The organism is Veillonella infantium (genome assembly GCF_002959895.1).
Taxonomy (GTDB): domain Bacteria; phylum Bacillota; class Negativicutes; order Veillonellales; family Veillonellaceae; genus Veillonella; species Veillonella infantium.
In genome coordinates this window covers 14,018-30,590 of the sequence record NZ_PPDD01000010.1, presented here as the reverse complement: position 1 = coordinate 30,590, position 16,573 = coordinate 14,018, and the positions used below count along the sequence as shown (strand labels likewise).

General features: G+C 38.0%; 13 protein-coding genes. 3 read left to right on the top strand and 10 right to left on the bottom strand.

Annotation, left to right across the window (positions count from 1 at the left end):
* Positions 1-54: 54 nt before the first annotated feature.
* The 3 genes from VCHSUH03_RS06310 to msrB all read left to right on the top strand — a co-directional run bounded on the left by VCHSUH03_RS06310 (position 55) and on the right by msrB (position 3,335).
* Positions 55-993, top strand: coding sequence for a LysR family transcriptional regulator (locus tag VCHSUH03_RS06310; protein WP_105094422.1), 939 nt, complete (start codon positions 55-57; stop codon positions 991-993).
* Between the two features lie 281 nt (positions 994-1,274).
* On the top strand, positions 1,275-2,396 hold the full coding sequence (locus VCHSUH03_RS06305) for a 5-methyltetrahydropteroyltriglutamate--homocysteine S-methyltransferase (RefSeq protein ID WP_105094421.1): 1,122 nt from the start codon (positions 1,275-1,277) through the stop codon (positions 2,394-2,396).
* The gene (gene msrB, locus VCHSUH03_RS06300) at positions 2,397-3,335 is read left to right on the top strand and encodes a peptide-methionine (R)-S-oxide reductase MsrB (protein WP_105094420.1); all 939 of its coding nucleotides are present in this window, start codon (positions 2,397-2,399) and stop codon (positions 3,333-3,335) included. It begins immediately after the preceding gene.
* 157 nt (positions 3,336-3,492) lie between these two features.
* Here the strand turns inward: msrB and VCHSUH03_RS06295 are convergent, their stop codons facing one another.
* The 10 genes from VCHSUH03_RS06295 to VCHSUH03_RS06250 form a co-directional block, all read right to left on the bottom strand.
* Positions 3,493-4,470, bottom strand: coding sequence for a 3D domain-containing protein (locus VCHSUH03_RS06295; RefSeq protein WP_105094419.1), 978 nt, complete (start codon positions 4,468-4,470; stop codon positions 3,493-3,495).
* 426 nt (positions 4,471-4,896) lie between these two features.
* Entirely contained in the window at positions 4,897-7,014 is a 2,118-nt protein-coding gene (gene ppk1 / locus VCHSUH03_RS06290) for a polyphosphate kinase 1 (protein WP_105094418.1), read from the bottom strand.
* Positions 7,004-8,569 carry a Ppx/GppA phosphatase family protein gene (locus VCHSUH03_RS06285; RefSeq protein WP_105094417.1) on the bottom strand — a complete coding sequence of 522 codons (1,566 nt, stop codon included), beginning with the start codon at positions 8,567-8,569 and terminating at the stop codon, positions 7,004-7,006. The genes ppk1 and VCHSUH03_RS06285 overlap by 11 nt, the downstream gene beginning before the upstream one ends.
* Complete coding sequence (ppx, locus tag VCHSUH03_RS06280) at positions 8,569-10,116, bottom strand: exopolyphosphatase (protein ID WP_105094416.1); 1,548 nt, start codon at positions 10,114-10,116, stop codon at positions 8,569-8,571. The genes VCHSUH03_RS06285 and ppx overlap by 1 nt, the downstream gene beginning before the upstream one ends.
* Positions 10,117-10,319: 203 nt before the next feature.
* Entirely contained in the window at positions 10,320-11,090 is a 771-nt protein-coding gene (locus tag VCHSUH03_RS06275) for a TatD family hydrolase (protein ID WP_105094415.1), read from the bottom strand.
* Entirely contained in the window at positions 11,090-13,036 is a 1,947-nt protein-coding gene (gene metG / locus VCHSUH03_RS06270; protein WP_105094414.1) for a methionine--tRNA ligase, read from the bottom strand. Before metG ends, VCHSUH03_RS06275 begins: the two co-directional genes overlap by 1 nt.
* A gap of 34 nt (positions 13,037-13,070) precedes the next feature.
* Positions 13,071-13,919, bottom strand: a complete 849-nt coding sequence (rsmI, locus tag VCHSUH03_RS06265) for a 16S rRNA (cytidine(1402)-2'-O)-methyltransferase (RefSeq protein ID WP_105094413.1) — start codon at positions 13,917-13,919, stop codon at positions 13,071-13,073.
* Positions 13,909-14,634, bottom strand: coding sequence for a tRNA1(Val) (adenine(37)-N6)-methyltransferase (locus tag VCHSUH03_RS06260; RefSeq protein WP_105094412.1), 726 nt, complete (start codon positions 14,632-14,634; stop codon positions 13,909-13,911). The genes rsmI and VCHSUH03_RS06260 overlap by 11 nt, the downstream gene beginning before the upstream one ends.
* Complete coding sequence (locus VCHSUH03_RS06255; protein WP_105094411.1) at positions 14,627-15,472, bottom strand: PSP1 domain-containing protein; 846 nt, start codon at positions 15,470-15,472, stop codon at positions 14,627-14,629. The genes VCHSUH03_RS06260 and VCHSUH03_RS06255 overlap by 8 nt, the downstream gene beginning before the upstream one ends.
* Entirely contained in the window at positions 15,473-16,513 is a 1,041-nt protein-coding gene (locus tag VCHSUH03_RS06250) for a DNA polymerase III subunit (protein ID WP_105094410.1), read from the bottom strand. It abuts the gene before it with no gap.
* Between the last annotated feature and the right edge of the window lie 60 nt (positions 16,514-16,573).

Genomic DNA, 16,573 nt, shown 5'->3' with positions numbered 1-16,573 from the left:
TAAATACTTATAATCGAGTAGTATAAGTAGTGTAATATATAAAAGGAGGCCATTATGACCTTACAACAACTAAAGTATGTCACAACCATTGCAAATATAGGCAGTATTAGTGAGGCTGCCAAGAGACTTTTCGTTTCTCAACCAAGCTTAACAAAGGCCATTAAAGAATTAGAAAAGGAAATGGGTATTACCATTTTCGACCGCACCAATAAAGGGATTACTGTTTCTAAGGAAGGGGAACGTTTCCTCGGCTATGCACGTCAAGTACTAGAACAAGCTGCATTATTGGAAGAACAATACAAAAGCCAAAGCGGTGGTAAAAAGCAATTTTCTGTTTCTACACAACATTACTCCTTTGCAGTAAATGCCTTTGTAGAGCTTTTAAAAGGTGCAGACATTGATCAATATGATGTATCCTTACGAGAAACACAAACCTATGAAATCATCGATGACGTAGCTCATATGAAGAGCGAAATCGGTTTGCTCTTCTATAATGATTTTAATCGCCCTGTATTAGAAAAATTAATTCACACTAATGAATTAACCTTTACAGAATTATTTACTGCTCATCCTCATATTTTTATTGGCAAAAACCATCCATTAGCAAATAAAGATGTAGTGTCTATGGATGAACTTGAGGAATATCCTTATATTTCTTTCGAACAAGGAGATCACAATTCCTTCTATTTCTCTGAAGAGATTTTCAGTACCGTTGTCCGTCCAAAACATATTCGGGTACGCGATCGGGCTTCCCTCTTCAGTTTATTGCTTGGTCTAGATGGATATACCGTATCTAGTGGCGTAATAGATGAGGAAGTAAACGGTGAAAATATCATTTCCGTGCCTCTTGCAGAGGAAGGTTTAATGCATATCGGTTACATTACAAATAACAAAATGCATCGTAGCCGTTTAGGGCAAGAATATATCCACGCGTTAGAACAATATGTAGGGAACTATGGTAGACACATTAAATTACCTAAAACAAAGGAATAATATCGTATTATATTTGATGATAGTTTAAATGACTCTTCATAATAGTTTAACTGCAAGTAAAAGCACTCCTATTAGGGAGTGCTTTTTTGCATATCCATAAAACTCAACACTATAAATTAACATCATATTTTGATATAACTAAATCCATAAAATAATGCACAGATATAACTAAAAACTATGTGCAACATTAATATATTGATATTTTTATATATGCTCATCCTTAGTTATAATAAACCTATCGAATCTATCGGTTATACCGTTTAATATAAGGAGGATTATATATGTCCAAACAATTAGCACCATTCCATTTTGATATCGTAGGTTCTTTCCTACGCCCAGCAGAATTAAAAGAAGCTCGTGAAGCTTTTACAAAAGGAAATATTACTAAGGAAGAACTAACAGCTGTAGAAGATCGTCTCATTACAGACCTCATTCAAAAACAAAAAGCTGCAGGACTTCCTGTTATTACTGACGGTGAATTCCGCCGTGCCTATTGGCACCTAGATTTCATGTGGGGATTCAATGGCGTAAAGGAAATTGAACTTGAACACGGTTATAAATTCGTTGGTCAAGAAACAGCGCCTGGTTCCCTCGCACTTACTGGTAAAATCACAGGCACTAACCATCCATTTGTAGAGCATTTCAAATTTGTAAAACAGTTTGAAGATGAACATACTACAGCTCGTCAAACTATTCCTGCTCCATCTCAATTCTTAGCTGAATTATTCCGCGAAGATAATGGTATTACAACACGTTCCTTCTATCCTGACTTAGAAGAGTTAATTCAAGATATTGCTGCTGCATATCGTCAAGTTATTAAAGACCTCTACGAGGCAGGTTGCCGCAACATTCAATTTGACGATTGTACTTGGGGTATGTGCTGTGACCACGGTTATTGGACTGGTCGTCAAAAAGACAAAAGTGTAACTATTGAAGGAGAAACAGCCAAATATTTACGCATTAATAATTTAGCCTTAGAAGGCCGACCTCATGACCTAGCTTTCACAACTCATGTATGCCGTGGTAATTACAACTCTACTTGGGCTGCTAGTGGCGGTTATGAACCAGTTGCACCAATCTTATTTGCTAAAGAAAATGTAGATGCGTACTACTTAGAATTCGACGATGACCGCTCCGGTGGCTTTGAGCCATTGCGCGAAGTGTCTCCTAATAAAAAGGTTGTATTAGGCTTGATTACATCCAAACGCCCTGAATTAGAAGATAAAGAAATCATCAAGGAACGAATCAAAGAAGCTACCAAATATATTCCTCTCGATAGACTTTGCCTATCCCCTCAATGCGGCTTCGCATCTTGTGAAATCGGCAATCAATTGACTGAAGAAGAACAATGGGCTAAACTTGCATTAGTTAAAGAAATAGCTCACGAAGTTTGGGGTGATTGAATGAATGAACATACTATATATTTAGGTGGCGGTTGTTTCTGGGGCCTTCAAGGGTATATCAAAAAAATCTCTGGCGTCATTTCCACTGAAGTAGGCTATGCCAATGGGCCTACGGAAAATCCAAGTTATGAAGATGTCTGTCATGATAGTGGTCACGTGGAAGCACTAAAAGTTACATACGATGCGGACGTACTCTCCTTAGACCACTTAATTCAATACTTTTTACGCGCCATTGATCCATTCAGTGTTAATAAACAAGGTGGTGACGTAGGTATTCAATATCGAACTGGTATTTACTATATCGATACAGCCGACAAGCCTATTATTGAAAGTACATTAGCACGTGCTCAATCCTTCGAAGGTAAGCCATTTGCTATTGAAGTATTACCTCTATCAAACTACTACTCTGCAGAGGAATATCACCAAGATTACTTAGATAAAAATCCTAATGGCTATTGTCATATTCCACTTGGCCTATCTGATGAACCACTTGTAGATGACAATGCATATAACAAGCCTTCTGAGGAAGATCTTAAGACTTTATCTCCGCAAGAGTTCGAAGTTACACAAAACTCTGCTACAGATGCGCCATTCAGTCATGAGTTAACTGATGAATTCAAAGCAGGCCTTTACGTAGATATCACTACGGGAGAACCCCTCTTCGTTTCTGCTCATAAATTCGAATCTCACTGTGGTTGGCCTAGCTTCACGAAACCAATCGCTAAAGATGTCATTAAATACTATCAAGACGACTCACATGGTATGAATCGTATCGAAGTACGCAGCCGCATTGGTAACTCCCATTTAGGTCATGTATTTGAAGATGGTCCAAATGGATCGCTTCGATACTGTATCAATGGATCTGCTTTACGATTTATCCCGAAAGATGAATTAAAAGGTACAAAATACGAATATCTAATTCCATATATTGAAGACTAAAAAAGGACGCCTTAATCATAAGGCGCCCTTTTAGTATACATAATGATTGCTTACTAAGTATGATATATTATGATATATATTTACTAAGCAGGCGATAACTATATAAACCAAATAAAAAGAGAATATATCTATTAGATATATCCTCTAAATTATTATATTAGTCCAATACGTATACTGTAACGTCTTGGCGACCAAAGTCCATAGCCTCACCATAAGAGTCCATTACAAGGTCGATTTTATTACCCACAATAGCACCACCTGTATCGGCTGCAATAGCTTCACCGTAACCAGGAATAAATAAACGTGTGCCTAATGGAATAACATCTGGGTCAACAGCTGCAATACCACGTACTGCAGGTACACCAGTAGCTGTAATACCAGCGCCATCACCATCGCCAGCAAGGTAAGCAGAAGCTTCCATTACAATAGCACGAGATGAGCGACCAGCTATATTACGAGATGTAGTCACTTCACGAGTACCTTCTTTAATAATAGTAGGTACCATTTCGCGTTGTGTTACTTTAGATACGTCATTTGTCTTAATAACCGTACCATTACTATATAATGTTTCACGTTGTACACGTTCTAAACCAGGTTGACCAACTTGAACAACCTCTTCTTCACCTTGTGCCATTGTATCATCTTTTTGTCGAATTACTTGAATAGCAATTTCTTGATCTACTGTGGACAAGGAGCGGCTTGTTACTTGTGCAATTGTGATATGTGTACCACTTAATACAGAACCATTTGTATCACCTACTACGGCATAGTTAGGCATTTTAAAACCAAGTTCATTAGCAACGCCTTGTGCAGTTGTTTCTGTAGTGAAAACAGCTCTAGTTTTACCATTAACAGTTACGTAAACTGGGATGGCACGTACAACAGTTAATGTTGTACCATTTTGAACAGATGTTGAGCTGGAAATAACTTTATCATTTGGATTTAATTTAACCCCAGCATCGCGTACGATACCTTCGTTAGAATTTAAATGCGTTCTAACAGTGTGTGCTGCACCATCTACCATAACGGTAACAGTTTTATCATTATAAGAAAAACCTGTCATAGTTACAGCTGTTACAATCAATCCTGCAACAACAGACGAAATATATCGTTTGTGTGTCTTATGAATTCTCATATTGTAATCCCTCCTGTAATGTAACTATTCTACTACAGATAGATATAACCTGTCAAACGATATAGGTTAACAATAAGAGATAAACGCTTGTGAATACTGAGTTTTAAGTTATTTTATTTTCTATATTTTTCGCAAAAGTCCACTGCGTACGTACATATCGATATTTCTTAATACTATACAATATATTCCGAATTGTGTACATATATACGATACCACTACTATATATAGTATGTTAGTTTTTTTTATAATATAAATTGTATTTTTATGTGTTTTTGAATTGTTACCAATTTTTTCTACGCATCGCAAAACTTCATTTTTATCTCATTTTAAAAAATATATACATGTAAAAAAGCCTGTAAAAACAGGCTTTTTCACTATTATGAAAATGTATTAAAATTCATCATTCAACACTACGTGTGAATTTCATTATTTATTCATTTTAAACATTGGTTGTAAACGCTCAATTACGGTCATTGACTCCTTATGCTCATAGGCAATAGCCTCTTTCATAAGTTCTTCTTGAGCAGAAATTGGATGTTCTCGATCATTAATTTTACGATATGAACCATCGGCTCTCATAATATGAGCTTTTAAGGTATCTTCTAAATATAAATCCAATATACCTTTAACGCGCTCCTTATGTTGTTTATCTTCAATAGGAATCATAAGTTCTACACGTTCATTTAAATTTCTTGGCATCCAGTCTGCACTAGATAAGAATAGACTTTCATTTCCCCCATTTCGGAAATAGAATAGACGATGATGTTCCAAGAACCGTCCTACCACTGAACGTACCGTTATATTATCGCTGACACCGGCAATACCAGGTCTTAGTGTGCAAATACCACGAACGATAAGATCTATGCGAACACCTGCAGCAGAGGCTTCATATAATTTAGCAATAACTTCTTTATCAAGCAGGGAATTCATTTTACCAATAATATATGCTTCTTCACCTTGTTTAGCGAATTCTATTTCTCGGTCAATTAATTCCATTATTTTTTCCCGCAAATTTAAAGGGGCGACAATAAATTTATTCCAAATTGGAGGATCGGAATAGCCAGAAATTAAGTTAAAGAAACGAGATGCATCATCGCCATATTCATCATTACACGTAAATATGCCACAGTCCGTATACATGCGAGCCGTCTTACCATTATAGTTACCTGTAGCTAAATGAACGTAACGTCTAATACCTGCATCCTCTCTGCGCACAACCATGGTAATCTTAGAATGAGTTTTAAGACCTTTCAAACCATAAATTACATGACAACCTGCCTTTTCTAAGCGGCGTGCCATATGGATATTATTCTCTTCATCAAAGCGCGCTTTAACCTCCATAAGTACAGTTACTTGCTTCCCATTATCCGCAGCCTTAATCAAGGATGCAATAATTGGAGAATCCCCACTTACGCGATACAAGGTTTGTTTAATAGCGAGCACATCTGGATCTGTAGCTGCTTGTGCAATAAATTGTTCTACTACACCAAAAGACTCAAAAGGATGGTGGACGAAAAGATCTTGTTTTCCAATAACAGAAAATAGACTTTCACCTTCATGATTAACTAATTCACTAGGTAGTTTAGGTTCAAATGGCACATAACGAAGATGGTCAAGGCCTTGATAGTTACAGAAATCAAAGTACATACGACAATCAAGATGACCATCTATACGGTATACATCCTTTGCTTCTAATTCAACACTAGTAAGCACAAAGTCTAATAAATTATCCTTTACCTCACCGCACACCTCTAATCGTACCGCATCACCACGACGGCGACGACGCAAAGATGCCTCTACTTCCGATAGCAAATCTGTGGCTTCTTCTTCATCGATTTCTAAATCCGCATCACGAGTAATTCGAAACACCATATAATCTTCGATGCCATAACCTTGGAAAAACTGATTTGCATAATATGTAATGACATCCTCTAGGTAAACAAATCGATGCTCCTTATTCCCTCGACTTGGGATTTCAATAATACGATCGAGTACAGATGGAATTGGCAAGATAGCAATCTTATAATCCTTAGTACCATCTGGTTGTATTTGAAAGATACGCACAATAGCATTAATCGTATGATTTGTTAAAAATGGGAATGGATGACCAGAGTCAACAGCCAATGGTGTTACTACAGGATAAATATGTTCTTCAAAGTAATGACGTAACCAAGCTTTTGATTTTACATCTAACTGATCGGGTTTAGTAAAATAGAAGCCATATGATTCAAGCTCAGTCAGTACGTTGTTCAAATACGTACTTTGCATCGATACGAGACGTTGTACAGATTCATCAATAGCCTTTAACTGTGCCTTAGCATCCATATGAGCAGCATCGTACTTAACAATGCCATTCACAACTTGATGGCGTAAACCAGCTACGCGAATCATAAAGAACTCATCTAAATTAGAGCTAGCAATGGCAATAAATCGGAGTCGTTCTAATAAAGGAGTATTTGTATCAATAGACTCTAATAGGACGCGCTGATTAAACTTTAACCAAGACAATTCACGGTTAAAATAATACTTTGCATTATTGAACATGACGATTCCCTCCCCTTACTAGTACGATTTCCATACCAAATACCTCTGTAAAGTATTCAGAATCTCGATTAAAGGTCCACCATTCTAAGGAGATATCCTCATTAGTACGACAGAATACATATAGTACATTATCTCTTTCTTCCAATGTTACATCAGAGATTTTTTGATTGCTCCCCGCATCGAGTGCACAAGCCACACGAATAATTGCTACTAGCTTTGTAACCTGAATTTTTTGTAATTCTGTTAATGCATTGAAATACGCATCGTCATCATTTGGTGTTCCCTTGTAGTGGTAATATACAACATTAGCTACCACTTGTTTTTCTTCTTCTGAAAGCCCAAATATATCGGTTCCCATTACGATATGATAGGCATGCTCTCCATGATTTCGTAAATTTACAAACTTGCCAACCGAGCAAAGAATGGCAGCTATACTACATAAATATCCCCATCGTTCCGGTAAGCCTTTATGGCGTAAAGCTTTACAGAATAAAGCGCTAAACTTTTCTACCTCCGCATCATGAATACGGTCTGTATGATATCTTGCGGCCACAGCACGGGCTAACTGTGCATTTTGCTCCCGCAACTGATACATAAATGGATTATTCTCTGACTCTACCCCATAGAACCAACTAATGCCTTGAGAGAATGAAAAGCTACTAAAAATTAATGATTTCGGCCCTATAGCCGTAATAATTTCATTAAACAAAATCATGGTAGGCATTAAAATATTAGCCTTATATTCAGGTAATTTATAACGGTTCATCAACTTTGTTGCAGTTACACCATCAAAAGAATTTATAAGACCTTTAAATCGTTCTGGCTCAACAGTAATGATATCTTCTTTATTATTTTCTTGTCCCATTAAATGAGTCATATATTGCGCTTCGTCACCAGATAAGACAATACTATCAATATTAAAGGTTTGTAGTTCTTCACGGAGTGGTCCAATCATACGATGTAAATATTCCGTAATAGCCCTTGGAAATGATATAGAAGATCGTTGATTTCGATTAAAGGACTCCATAACACGTAAGGAACCACTATGCATATTGCGTTGGAACAGTAAGCTTTCACCACGCCAAACTGTTAAACCAACCCCACCAGATGTAATATCTAAGAATAATGTAGCCTTTGTAGGATCAGTCAGATGGTATTGATGTGTCATCTTGTAATATAGCAAGGCGTATTTGTAATATACCTCTTTCGGCATATCGATGACCTCAACACGCATCCCTGTTTGAATATAAATTTGGTCTAAAATACTACGACGATTAGCAGCCTCACGTATTACTGTCGTACCATATAGTTTGGAACGAGTCACGCCATAATCGGCCATTAATTGTTTATATCCTTTTAAAATATGACAGATTTCTTCAATTGTTTTAAAACTCAACCGAGAGGTTTGAAATAATTCTTCCCCAAAGGTTACTTCTCGCGCTGCATAATCGATAACACGTACATCGTCTATGCCTTTATATTCTAATATGGTAATGCTCATGCTGCTGGAGCCTACATGTAACACCGCATATTGTAATGCTTTTGGTAATACCATTATGCCTCCTTACGAGATTCATGCCACTCTATTTCTAATGTCTTCTTGAATTCCTTTTTAAAAGATTTTGAAAGCTTTTCTACAGCAGTTTTTGTGACACTTACATCGCGTCCCTCTAGGTAAAATACCTTTATAACTACACTCGTATATTTAATATTTACCTCTAACCGCTTAATAAATTGTTCATGACTTTCATCAAGAGCCTCTGCTATGGCTAAAATAATGGAAAGTTTTTGCCCTAATAAGCGTTGCTCTTGATCTAATAATTTACCATATAAGAAATTTTTATATTCCTTTGGCGTCAATCCATGAGAGTTCATCACTAAAAATGCACTAAAAGCTTGTTCCACATGGGAAATACCATATAAATTACTATTAACTAACATGTAACAACCATGGCGGGCATGACTATAATAGTTAACGCGTTTGCCTATATCATGCAATAATCCCGCTGCGATTAAGCATCGTCTAAAATTCTTATCCGCCTTATGGAGTGGCTCTAATGCATCATACAGAGTGGTAGCTAATTTCGTAATATACTTAGCATGCACTAGCTCATGCTTTGTCATACCTAGCAGCACATTTTCCGCAGAGTGGACTAAAATATCGTCGATAATTGAATTTCCACCTAAATAATTTTCTCCATAATAATCGTAAAACAAACCTTCCCGTAAACCGCAACCGCCCACAACGAGTGTCTTAGTATTTACATAGTTAAATAGTTCATCCACTATAGTAAGTCCTGCAATAATAATATCTGCACGATCCGATGATAAACCACTAATTTTTTTACGATCCTCTAAGGATTTGCTTTTTACATCTTCCAAGATTTCGTGAAATCTATGATATGGTAGCTCATAATTATGTAGTTTCGTAATAGGATATGCTAGCTTACGTTGGTCTATTTTAGCAATATTACGAGCTGTACCACCTATACCTAATAGAGGTAGTTTTATATTTTGAAGCCACGTATGTTCCTTAATGGTTTTCTTTACGGCCTTCGTCATCTTTTCTAGTTCTTTAGGAGTATACTCATCACCTTTTTGATAGGTTCCTGTTAAAGTTAGAGCCCCTATAGGTAAGCTAACAGCTTTCACGATATGTCGATTTTTTACTAGCGTTACCTCTGTACTAGCACCACCTAAGTCAAAGATAATAAAATCTTTGAGCCCAATCGTATTAATAACCCCAAGGAATCCAAGGCGAGCCTCTTCTTCACCAGCAATACATTCTAAATTAAGACCAGTTAGTTCTTTTACAGCTTTAATAAAAGCATCTCCATTTTTAGCTAGACGTACTGCAGCCGTAGCAACGGCTTTTATGGTATCTACCTCCATAGCATCCGCCATATGAACAAAGCCTTTTAATGCGCGTAAAGAACGCTCCATTGCCTCTTTTGTTAACTCATGAGTGCCCCACATATTTTCACTTAAGCGGACACTTTCTTTTTCTTGATATATGAGTCGATAACTACCGGTCTTAGAAATCTCATAAATGACAAAACGAACGGAGTTGGATCCTAAATCTATAAATGCAATACGTTTCATGCTACTAACCTCGACTTACTATAGTTCAGTATGAATATACTTAAGTATACCATAGAAAAACGCGATTCTCACCGATATGGGAGAATCGCGTTTTATAATTTATTATTCTAGTTATACTTGGTGTATTTTGTAATATCTAATACTAAAGCTCTTAGAATTTTACCAATATTATTTACTAGCATACATGATTTCGAGCATTCAAGTTATTTAATACCAAATACATGTTTACCATTATTATAGGCAATCTCTGAAAACTCATCAACATCAATGCCTTTAAGACTTGCAATCTCTTCTGCTATAAATTGAGTCTTACTAGGATCGTTGCGGCGACCTCTAAATGGAGGTGGCGTCAAATATGGTGAATCTGTTTCAATAAGTATTCTATCTAAGGGTACTTGGCGAGCTACTTCCTTAAGGTTAGTAGACTTAGGAAATACAACAGGGCCAGCAAAGGAAATGTAGAATCCTAATTTAATAGCTTCTTTTGCCATTTCCCAACTGCCAGAATAGCAGTGAAAAATCCCCCAGTTATCCTTACCTTCATTGCGCAAGATATTCATAATATCGCCATGTGCATCGCGATCATGAATGATAATAGGTAAATCTACTTCACGAGCGAGTTCTAATTGACGAATGAATACGCGTTTCTGTGTTTCACGGTCAGAAAAATCATAATAATAATCTAATCCGATTTCACCGATAGCGCGGACCTTATCGTTGTTAAGGGCTTGATCCTTATAGAACTCGTAGTCTTCTTCTGTAAAATCTTTTGACTCATGAGGATGTGTGCCTACAGCAGCATATAAACGATCATACTGTTTTGCTAAAGCTAGTCCTGATTCAACAGTACCTCTATCTACCCCTGGAATCATAATGTATTCTACGCCAGCATCAAAGCAGGCTTGTAACATCTCATCGCGGTCATTATCAAAACGACCGTCATTCACATGAGCATGTGTATCAAAGAGTTTCATTATTTAACCACACTTCCTGCTGGTAATGATTCGATATTTGTTACTTCTAAATGTTCTTCCCAATCAGATGCAGACAAAATCATGCCATAAGACTCGATGCCCATCATCTTCTTAGGAGCCAAGTTAGACAAATAAATTACCTTTTTACCAACCATAGTTTCTGGTTCGTAATATTGAGAGATACCACTTAATACTGTGCGTTCTTCAATGCCGATATCCAATACAAACTTCAATAATTTCTTGGACTTAGGAACCTTTTCACAGCTTACAACTTTTGCTACTCGAAGATCGAGTTTTTCGAAGTCATCGTACGTAATATTTTCTTTCAATGGTGGAATATTAGATGTGTCTACAGAGTTTTCAACTTCCTCTTTAGCAACCACTTCTACCATTTCCGGAATTTCAAAACGTGGATAGATAGGATCGCCTTTTACAACCTTTGTACCTGTAGGCAATACACCCCAAGTTTTAGCGTCTTCTAATGTAGCATCACTAAAGCCTGCAAGACCTAATTGTTCCCAAATCTTTGGAGCACCTACAGGGATAACAGGGCTTACTAAGATTGCAATGATACGCAATGCTTCCGCTAAATGATACATAGCGGATTGAAGACGAGCTTTATCGTTAGCATCTTCTGATTTAGCCAATACCCAAGGCATTGTTTCATCAATGTATTTATTCATGCGACTAATAAATGCCCATACGGATTTAATCGCTTTATTAAGCTCCATGTTTTCCATGGCCGCTTCAAAGTCATTTACAGTTTGAACTGCTAATGCAGATACGTCGCGGTCTAAGTCGTCCATATCATCGCATTTTGTAATCACACCACCATGGTATTTTTCAATCATAGCAATGGTACGATTCAACAAATTACCTAAGTCATTAGATAAGTCCGCATTGATCTTTGTAACGAAATTAGGCAATGTAAAGTTACCATCATTGCCAAGCGTAATTTCACTTAATAAGTAATAACGCAAAGAATCTGCCCCATAGGTATCGATCAATGGAATTGGGTCAATAACATTCCCCAAAGATTTACTCATCTTTGTACCGTCAACGATCATCCAGCCGTGACCAAATACCTTTTTAGGTAATGGTAACTCAAGGCTCATGAGCATCATAGGCCAAATAATTGTATGGAAACGTACTATTTCCTTACCTACTAAATGGAGATCTGCTGGCCAGTATTTTTTGTATAATTCGCCATCCCCATCAAATGGAGATAGTGCACTAATATAGTTTACTAATGCATCAAACCAAACATACACAACATGTTTAGGATCGAATGGTACCTTGATACCCCAGTCAAAGGATGTACGAGAAACAGCCAAGTCTTCAAGACCTTGTTTTACGAATTGGATCATTTCATTACGACGGGATTCAGGTTGAATGAAATCAGGGTTTTCTTCGATGAATTTCAACCATTGATCTGTATATTTAGCGAGTTTAAAGAAGTAGCTTTCCTCTTTAACCTTCTCTACAGGGCGGCCACAATCTGGGCAAGTATGATTTTCACCAAGCTTTTGTTCAGTCCAGAATGTTTCACAAGGTGTGCAATACCAACCTTCATATTCAGCCTTGTAAATATCGCCTTTTTCATAAGCTTTTGTGAAGAGTTCTTGCACTACCTTTTCATGGCGTTCATCAGTAGTACGAATGAAGTCATCGTTAGAGATATGCATCTTTTCCCATAATGCCTTAAAGCCATTTACGATATTCGTAGTGTATTCAAGAGGTGTAATACCTTGCGCTTCTGCAGCACGTTGAATTTTTTGACCATGTTCATCAGAACCAGTCAAGAAACGTACATCATAACCAGCTAAACGCTTGAATCGAGCGATTGTATCAGCTACAGATGTACAATACGTATGACCAATGTGCAACTTAGCACTTGGATAATAAATTGGTGTCGTAATATAATACGTTTTTTTTGTGTCTCCCATGATGAGCCTCCTTCTAACCTTCGAATGGGAAGGTTTAACGTTCTACAATATTATATACATCCCGGCGGGAAACGTTAAAACGCTTTGCCACCTGGCGAATTGCTTCTTTTTTAGGTACCCCTGTTTCTACAAGGGCTTGTACAGCATCTACATACGATACTGGTTCATCCGAAACTTCACTAGTATCAGACTCTACTGTATCAGCACCACCTACAATGAGGACGAATTCCCCTTTATACGTGAGCTGTTCCAAATCATTTACAAGGCTCTCTAAATCAGTGCGTACAAAGGTTTCAAACTTCTTTGTCAATTCCCTTGCCACCGTGATAGATCGATTGCCAAAGGCTTCATACATATCTTGTAAGACCTCTTGTAATCGATGAGGTGCTTCGTAAAACATCAAAGTTCCCGTTACTTGTGAAAGTCGTTGTAATTCTTCAACTCGATGTTTACCCCGTTTAGGTAAAAATCCTGCAAAGGTAAATGATTTCGTATCTAAGCCTGATGCAATAAGCGCTGTTAACGCCGCATTTGCACCTGGCAGTGGTACCACCGTTATACCTGCTTCAATAGCTTTTGTTACTAGGTCAGCCCCTGGATCAGATATAGCCGGCATGCCTGCATCACTAACGCAAGCTATAGACTGCCCTTCTAACAAAAGCTCTATAATATAAGCACCTTTTTCCTCCTTATTATGTTCATGATAAGAAATCAAAGGTTTCTTAATATCAAAGTGTTTTAATAATATGCCCGTATGGCGCGTATCCTCTGCGGCGATAGCATCAACTTCACCTAAGATACGAACTGCACGATACGTCATATCTTCTAAATTACCTATCGGTGTAGGCACCAAGTATAAGGTGCCCCATTCGTTATCGTTCATACCAAGAGGACACCTCCTTCGTGTACACATTAGGCTTATCATAAACGATAAGTGGCGGCTCTAATACAAGTCCAGGCTGACCTTGATAGAGAGCCTCTATCAGCACCAGCTTAGCTGGCTTATCTACCATACCATGAATAAAGCGAAAGCGTTTAGCTTGAAAGTTGGCTTCTTCTAGTTCATGCAATACATATTGCAAGCGACTAGCACTATAAATCATCCACAAGCGACCTTTACACTTAATAAAGGACTGTACAGCTTTCAAAACCTCTTCTAATGTTGTATGTCCATCATGAAGTGCCAAGGCCCGTTCTTCAGACGTAGGCTTTGCACCGCTTTCAGAATCATAAAAAGGTGGATTTACAATAACACCATCAAAGGGCTTATCTTGTACATCTCGGTAGGACATATGGCGATAATCGCCGCACCACATCGTTACTACATCTTGTTTATGATTATGTTCTACACTACGCTGAGCTAACTCAATAAGAGTTTTGTTGATATCTATACCCGTTATATGGCCCGCTCCTAATGATGTACCAATGAGTGGCATAACACCTGTTCCCGTTCCAAGATCAACATAAGAATGACGATTATTGAAACGACAAAAGTGAATGAGGGCTATAGCGTCAAAGGAAAATCGAAACATATCAGTACGCTGATAAATCTGTAAGCCATCTATAATTAAATCATCAAGTCGTTCTTGATCATTCATCAGGCAATGCCACCTCGGACCATTTCAAATCTATAGTACGACCAGCTTCGAGCTGCACCTTTACAGTATGCTTGTGATGATTTACCTTCAAAACCTTACCAATGCCTTCATCGGTCACGACCTCCTTACCAATACCTGGAGGAGCCACATCTTGAGGGGCTTGAGGGCGTTCCTTCTTCACATATAAGTCGCCACCTTTTTTATACAAATCATCTTCGTAATTGAGGCAGCACATCAAACGACCACAAACACCAGAAATCTTTGTAGGGTTTAGGCTCAAGTTTTGATCCTTAGCCATTCGAATCGATACAGGTGTGAAGTCACCTAAGAAGTTAGAGCAACATAAAGGTCGACCACAAGCGCCGATACCATTTAAAACCTTAGCCTCATCGCGAACGCCTACTTGACGCAACTCAATGCGCGTTCTAAATACTGTGGCTAAATCCTTAACAAGCTCACGGAAGTCAATACGACCATCAGCGGTAAAGAAAAATATAATCTTATTCATATCAAATGTGTATTCCACATTGATAAGTTTCATAGGTAACTTACGTTTTTCGATTTTTTCGAGACAAATATCAAAGGCTTTTTCTTCGCGCTCTTTATTCTTCTCAATTTGTTTTAAGTCCTTTGGTGTTGCCTTTCTAATAACTGGCTTAACAGGAGCTACAACAGTATCTTCAAAGACCTCTTTTGGTCCGATCACAACTGTACCGTATTCAACGCCACGTGCCGTTTCAACGATAACCCCATCACCAACGGATATTTCTAATTGTTCAGGCAGAAAATAATAAATTTTCCCAGCTTTTTTAAAGCGTACGCCAACTATGGTTAGCATTTAATCCTCCTCCCGAGCATCATGAAGGGCGATACTAAGACCGTCCACCACGAGAGCGGTTTTTATATGTAAACGCAAAGCCCGTTCCGCTTGCAATGTTTCAGTAATGACCTGTAACAATGCTTGCATAGACCAGCGCGGTAATAATCGTAATAATTGAGTCTTGTACATAGGTACCTGTAATTGTGTGTCTAATGCCCCCATTTTAAGAGCCATCATATCTCTACTCACAAGGCGCAGCCAATGCATCAATTCTGTTAGACTTTCACGAGGTAAGCTTTCACAAGCTAGAGAAATCATAGAAAACCATCGTGTTTCAAAGGCGAGCATATCCATTACCTTAACAGCTAACTCTAGCATTTCAATGCGACCTTGTGTGGCCAACTTCTCCACTAACTGCGGATTGCCGTGACCAGCTAACAAGGCTTGTTCTATATCACCAGTAACGCCTCGTGCTACGAGAGCCTTGCGAATCGTATCTATATCAACACTATTAAAGCCAATGCCCATACATCTAGAAATGATAGTTGGTAACACAGTGTTAATCTTGTTCGTAATAATGATGAAATACACCTGTTCAGGCGGTTCTTCAATGGTTTTTAACATGGCATTTGCCATAACTGCATTGGCCGTGTGAAAGTCTTCCACAATGACAACGCGGTTCCCATTCCCAGCCACAGACAAATGGTCTTGTAATAAGGAATACCACTGCTCCACCTTTAAGGTCGTCTTCATGGGACGAATCCAAAAAGCATCACCCTTATCCATATAGATAGGTAAACCTTCTGCTTCGATGCGTTTCTCGGTCTCACCATTGGCAAGACGTGCTTCTTTAACGTCAGCTAAATATGATTCTCCCTTAGGTTGTGAAAACACTTGGCGACCCAGTAATATGGATGCCAGACCTATGGCCATATCTAGCTTGCCAAGACCTGCTTCACCATAAAACAAAAGACTATGTGGTAATGCATTGCGACTTACAAGTTCCGATAGGTGTGCCTTGATCGAATCTTGACCAATTATAGAATCAAAATATGTCATAGCCCCTCCTATCAATACATGCTCAATATTAATATTATATAAGAAAAAGGCGACTTTTAA

What these genes read in the sequence shown, in the direction of transcription:
- VCHSUH03_RS06295 (WP_105094419.1), bottom strand. Translation starts at nt 4,470, where the DNA reads ATGAGAATTCATAAGACACACAAACGATATATTTCGTCTGTTGTTGCA.
- VCHSUH03_RS06285 (WP_105094417.1), bottom strand. Translation starts at nt 8,569, where the DNA reads ATGGTATTACCAAAAGCATTACAATATGCGGTGTTACATGTAGGCTCC.
- ppk1 (WP_105094418.1), bottom strand. Translation starts at nt 7,014, where the DNA reads ATGTTCAATAATGCAAAGTATTATTTTAACCGTGAATTGTCTTGGTTA.
- VCHSUH03_RS06305 (WP_105094421.1), top strand. Translation starts at nt 1,275, where the DNA reads ATGTCCAAACAATTAGCACCATTCCATTTTGATATCGTAGGTTCTTTC.
- msrB (WP_105094420.1), top strand. Translation starts at nt 2,397, where the DNA reads ATGAATGAACATACTATATATTTAGGTGGCGGTTGTTTCTGGGGCCTT.
- VCHSUH03_RS06250 (WP_105094410.1), bottom strand. Translation starts at nt 16,513, where the DNA reads ATGACATATTTTGATTCTATAATTGGTCAAGATTCGATCAAGGCACAC.
- VCHSUH03_RS06255 (WP_105094411.1), bottom strand. Translation starts at nt 15,472, where the DNA reads ATGCTAACCATAGTTGGCGTACGCTTTAAAAAAGCTGGGAAAATTTAT.
- rsmI (WP_105094413.1), bottom strand. Translation starts at nt 13,919, where the DNA reads ATGAACGATAACGAATGGGGCACCTTATACTTGGTGCCTACACCGATA.
- VCHSUH03_RS06310 (WP_105094422.1), top strand. Translation starts at nt 55, where the DNA reads ATGACCTTACAACAACTAAAGTATGTCACAACCATTGCAAATATAGGC.
- ppx (WP_105094416.1), bottom strand. Translation starts at nt 10,116, where the DNA reads ATGAAACGTATTGCATTTATAGATTTAGGATCCAACTCCGTTCGTTTT.
- VCHSUH03_RS06260 (WP_105094412.1), bottom strand. Translation starts at nt 14,634, where the DNA reads ATGAATGATCAAGAACGACTTGATGATTTAATTATAGATGGCTTACAG.
- metG (WP_105094414.1), bottom strand. Translation starts at nt 13,036, where the DNA reads ATGGGAGACACAAAAAAAACGTATTATATTACGACACCAATTTATTAT.
- VCHSUH03_RS06275 (WP_105094415.1), bottom strand. Translation starts at nt 11,090, where the DNA reads ATGAAACTCTTTGATACACATGCTCATGTGAATGACGGTCGTTTTGAT.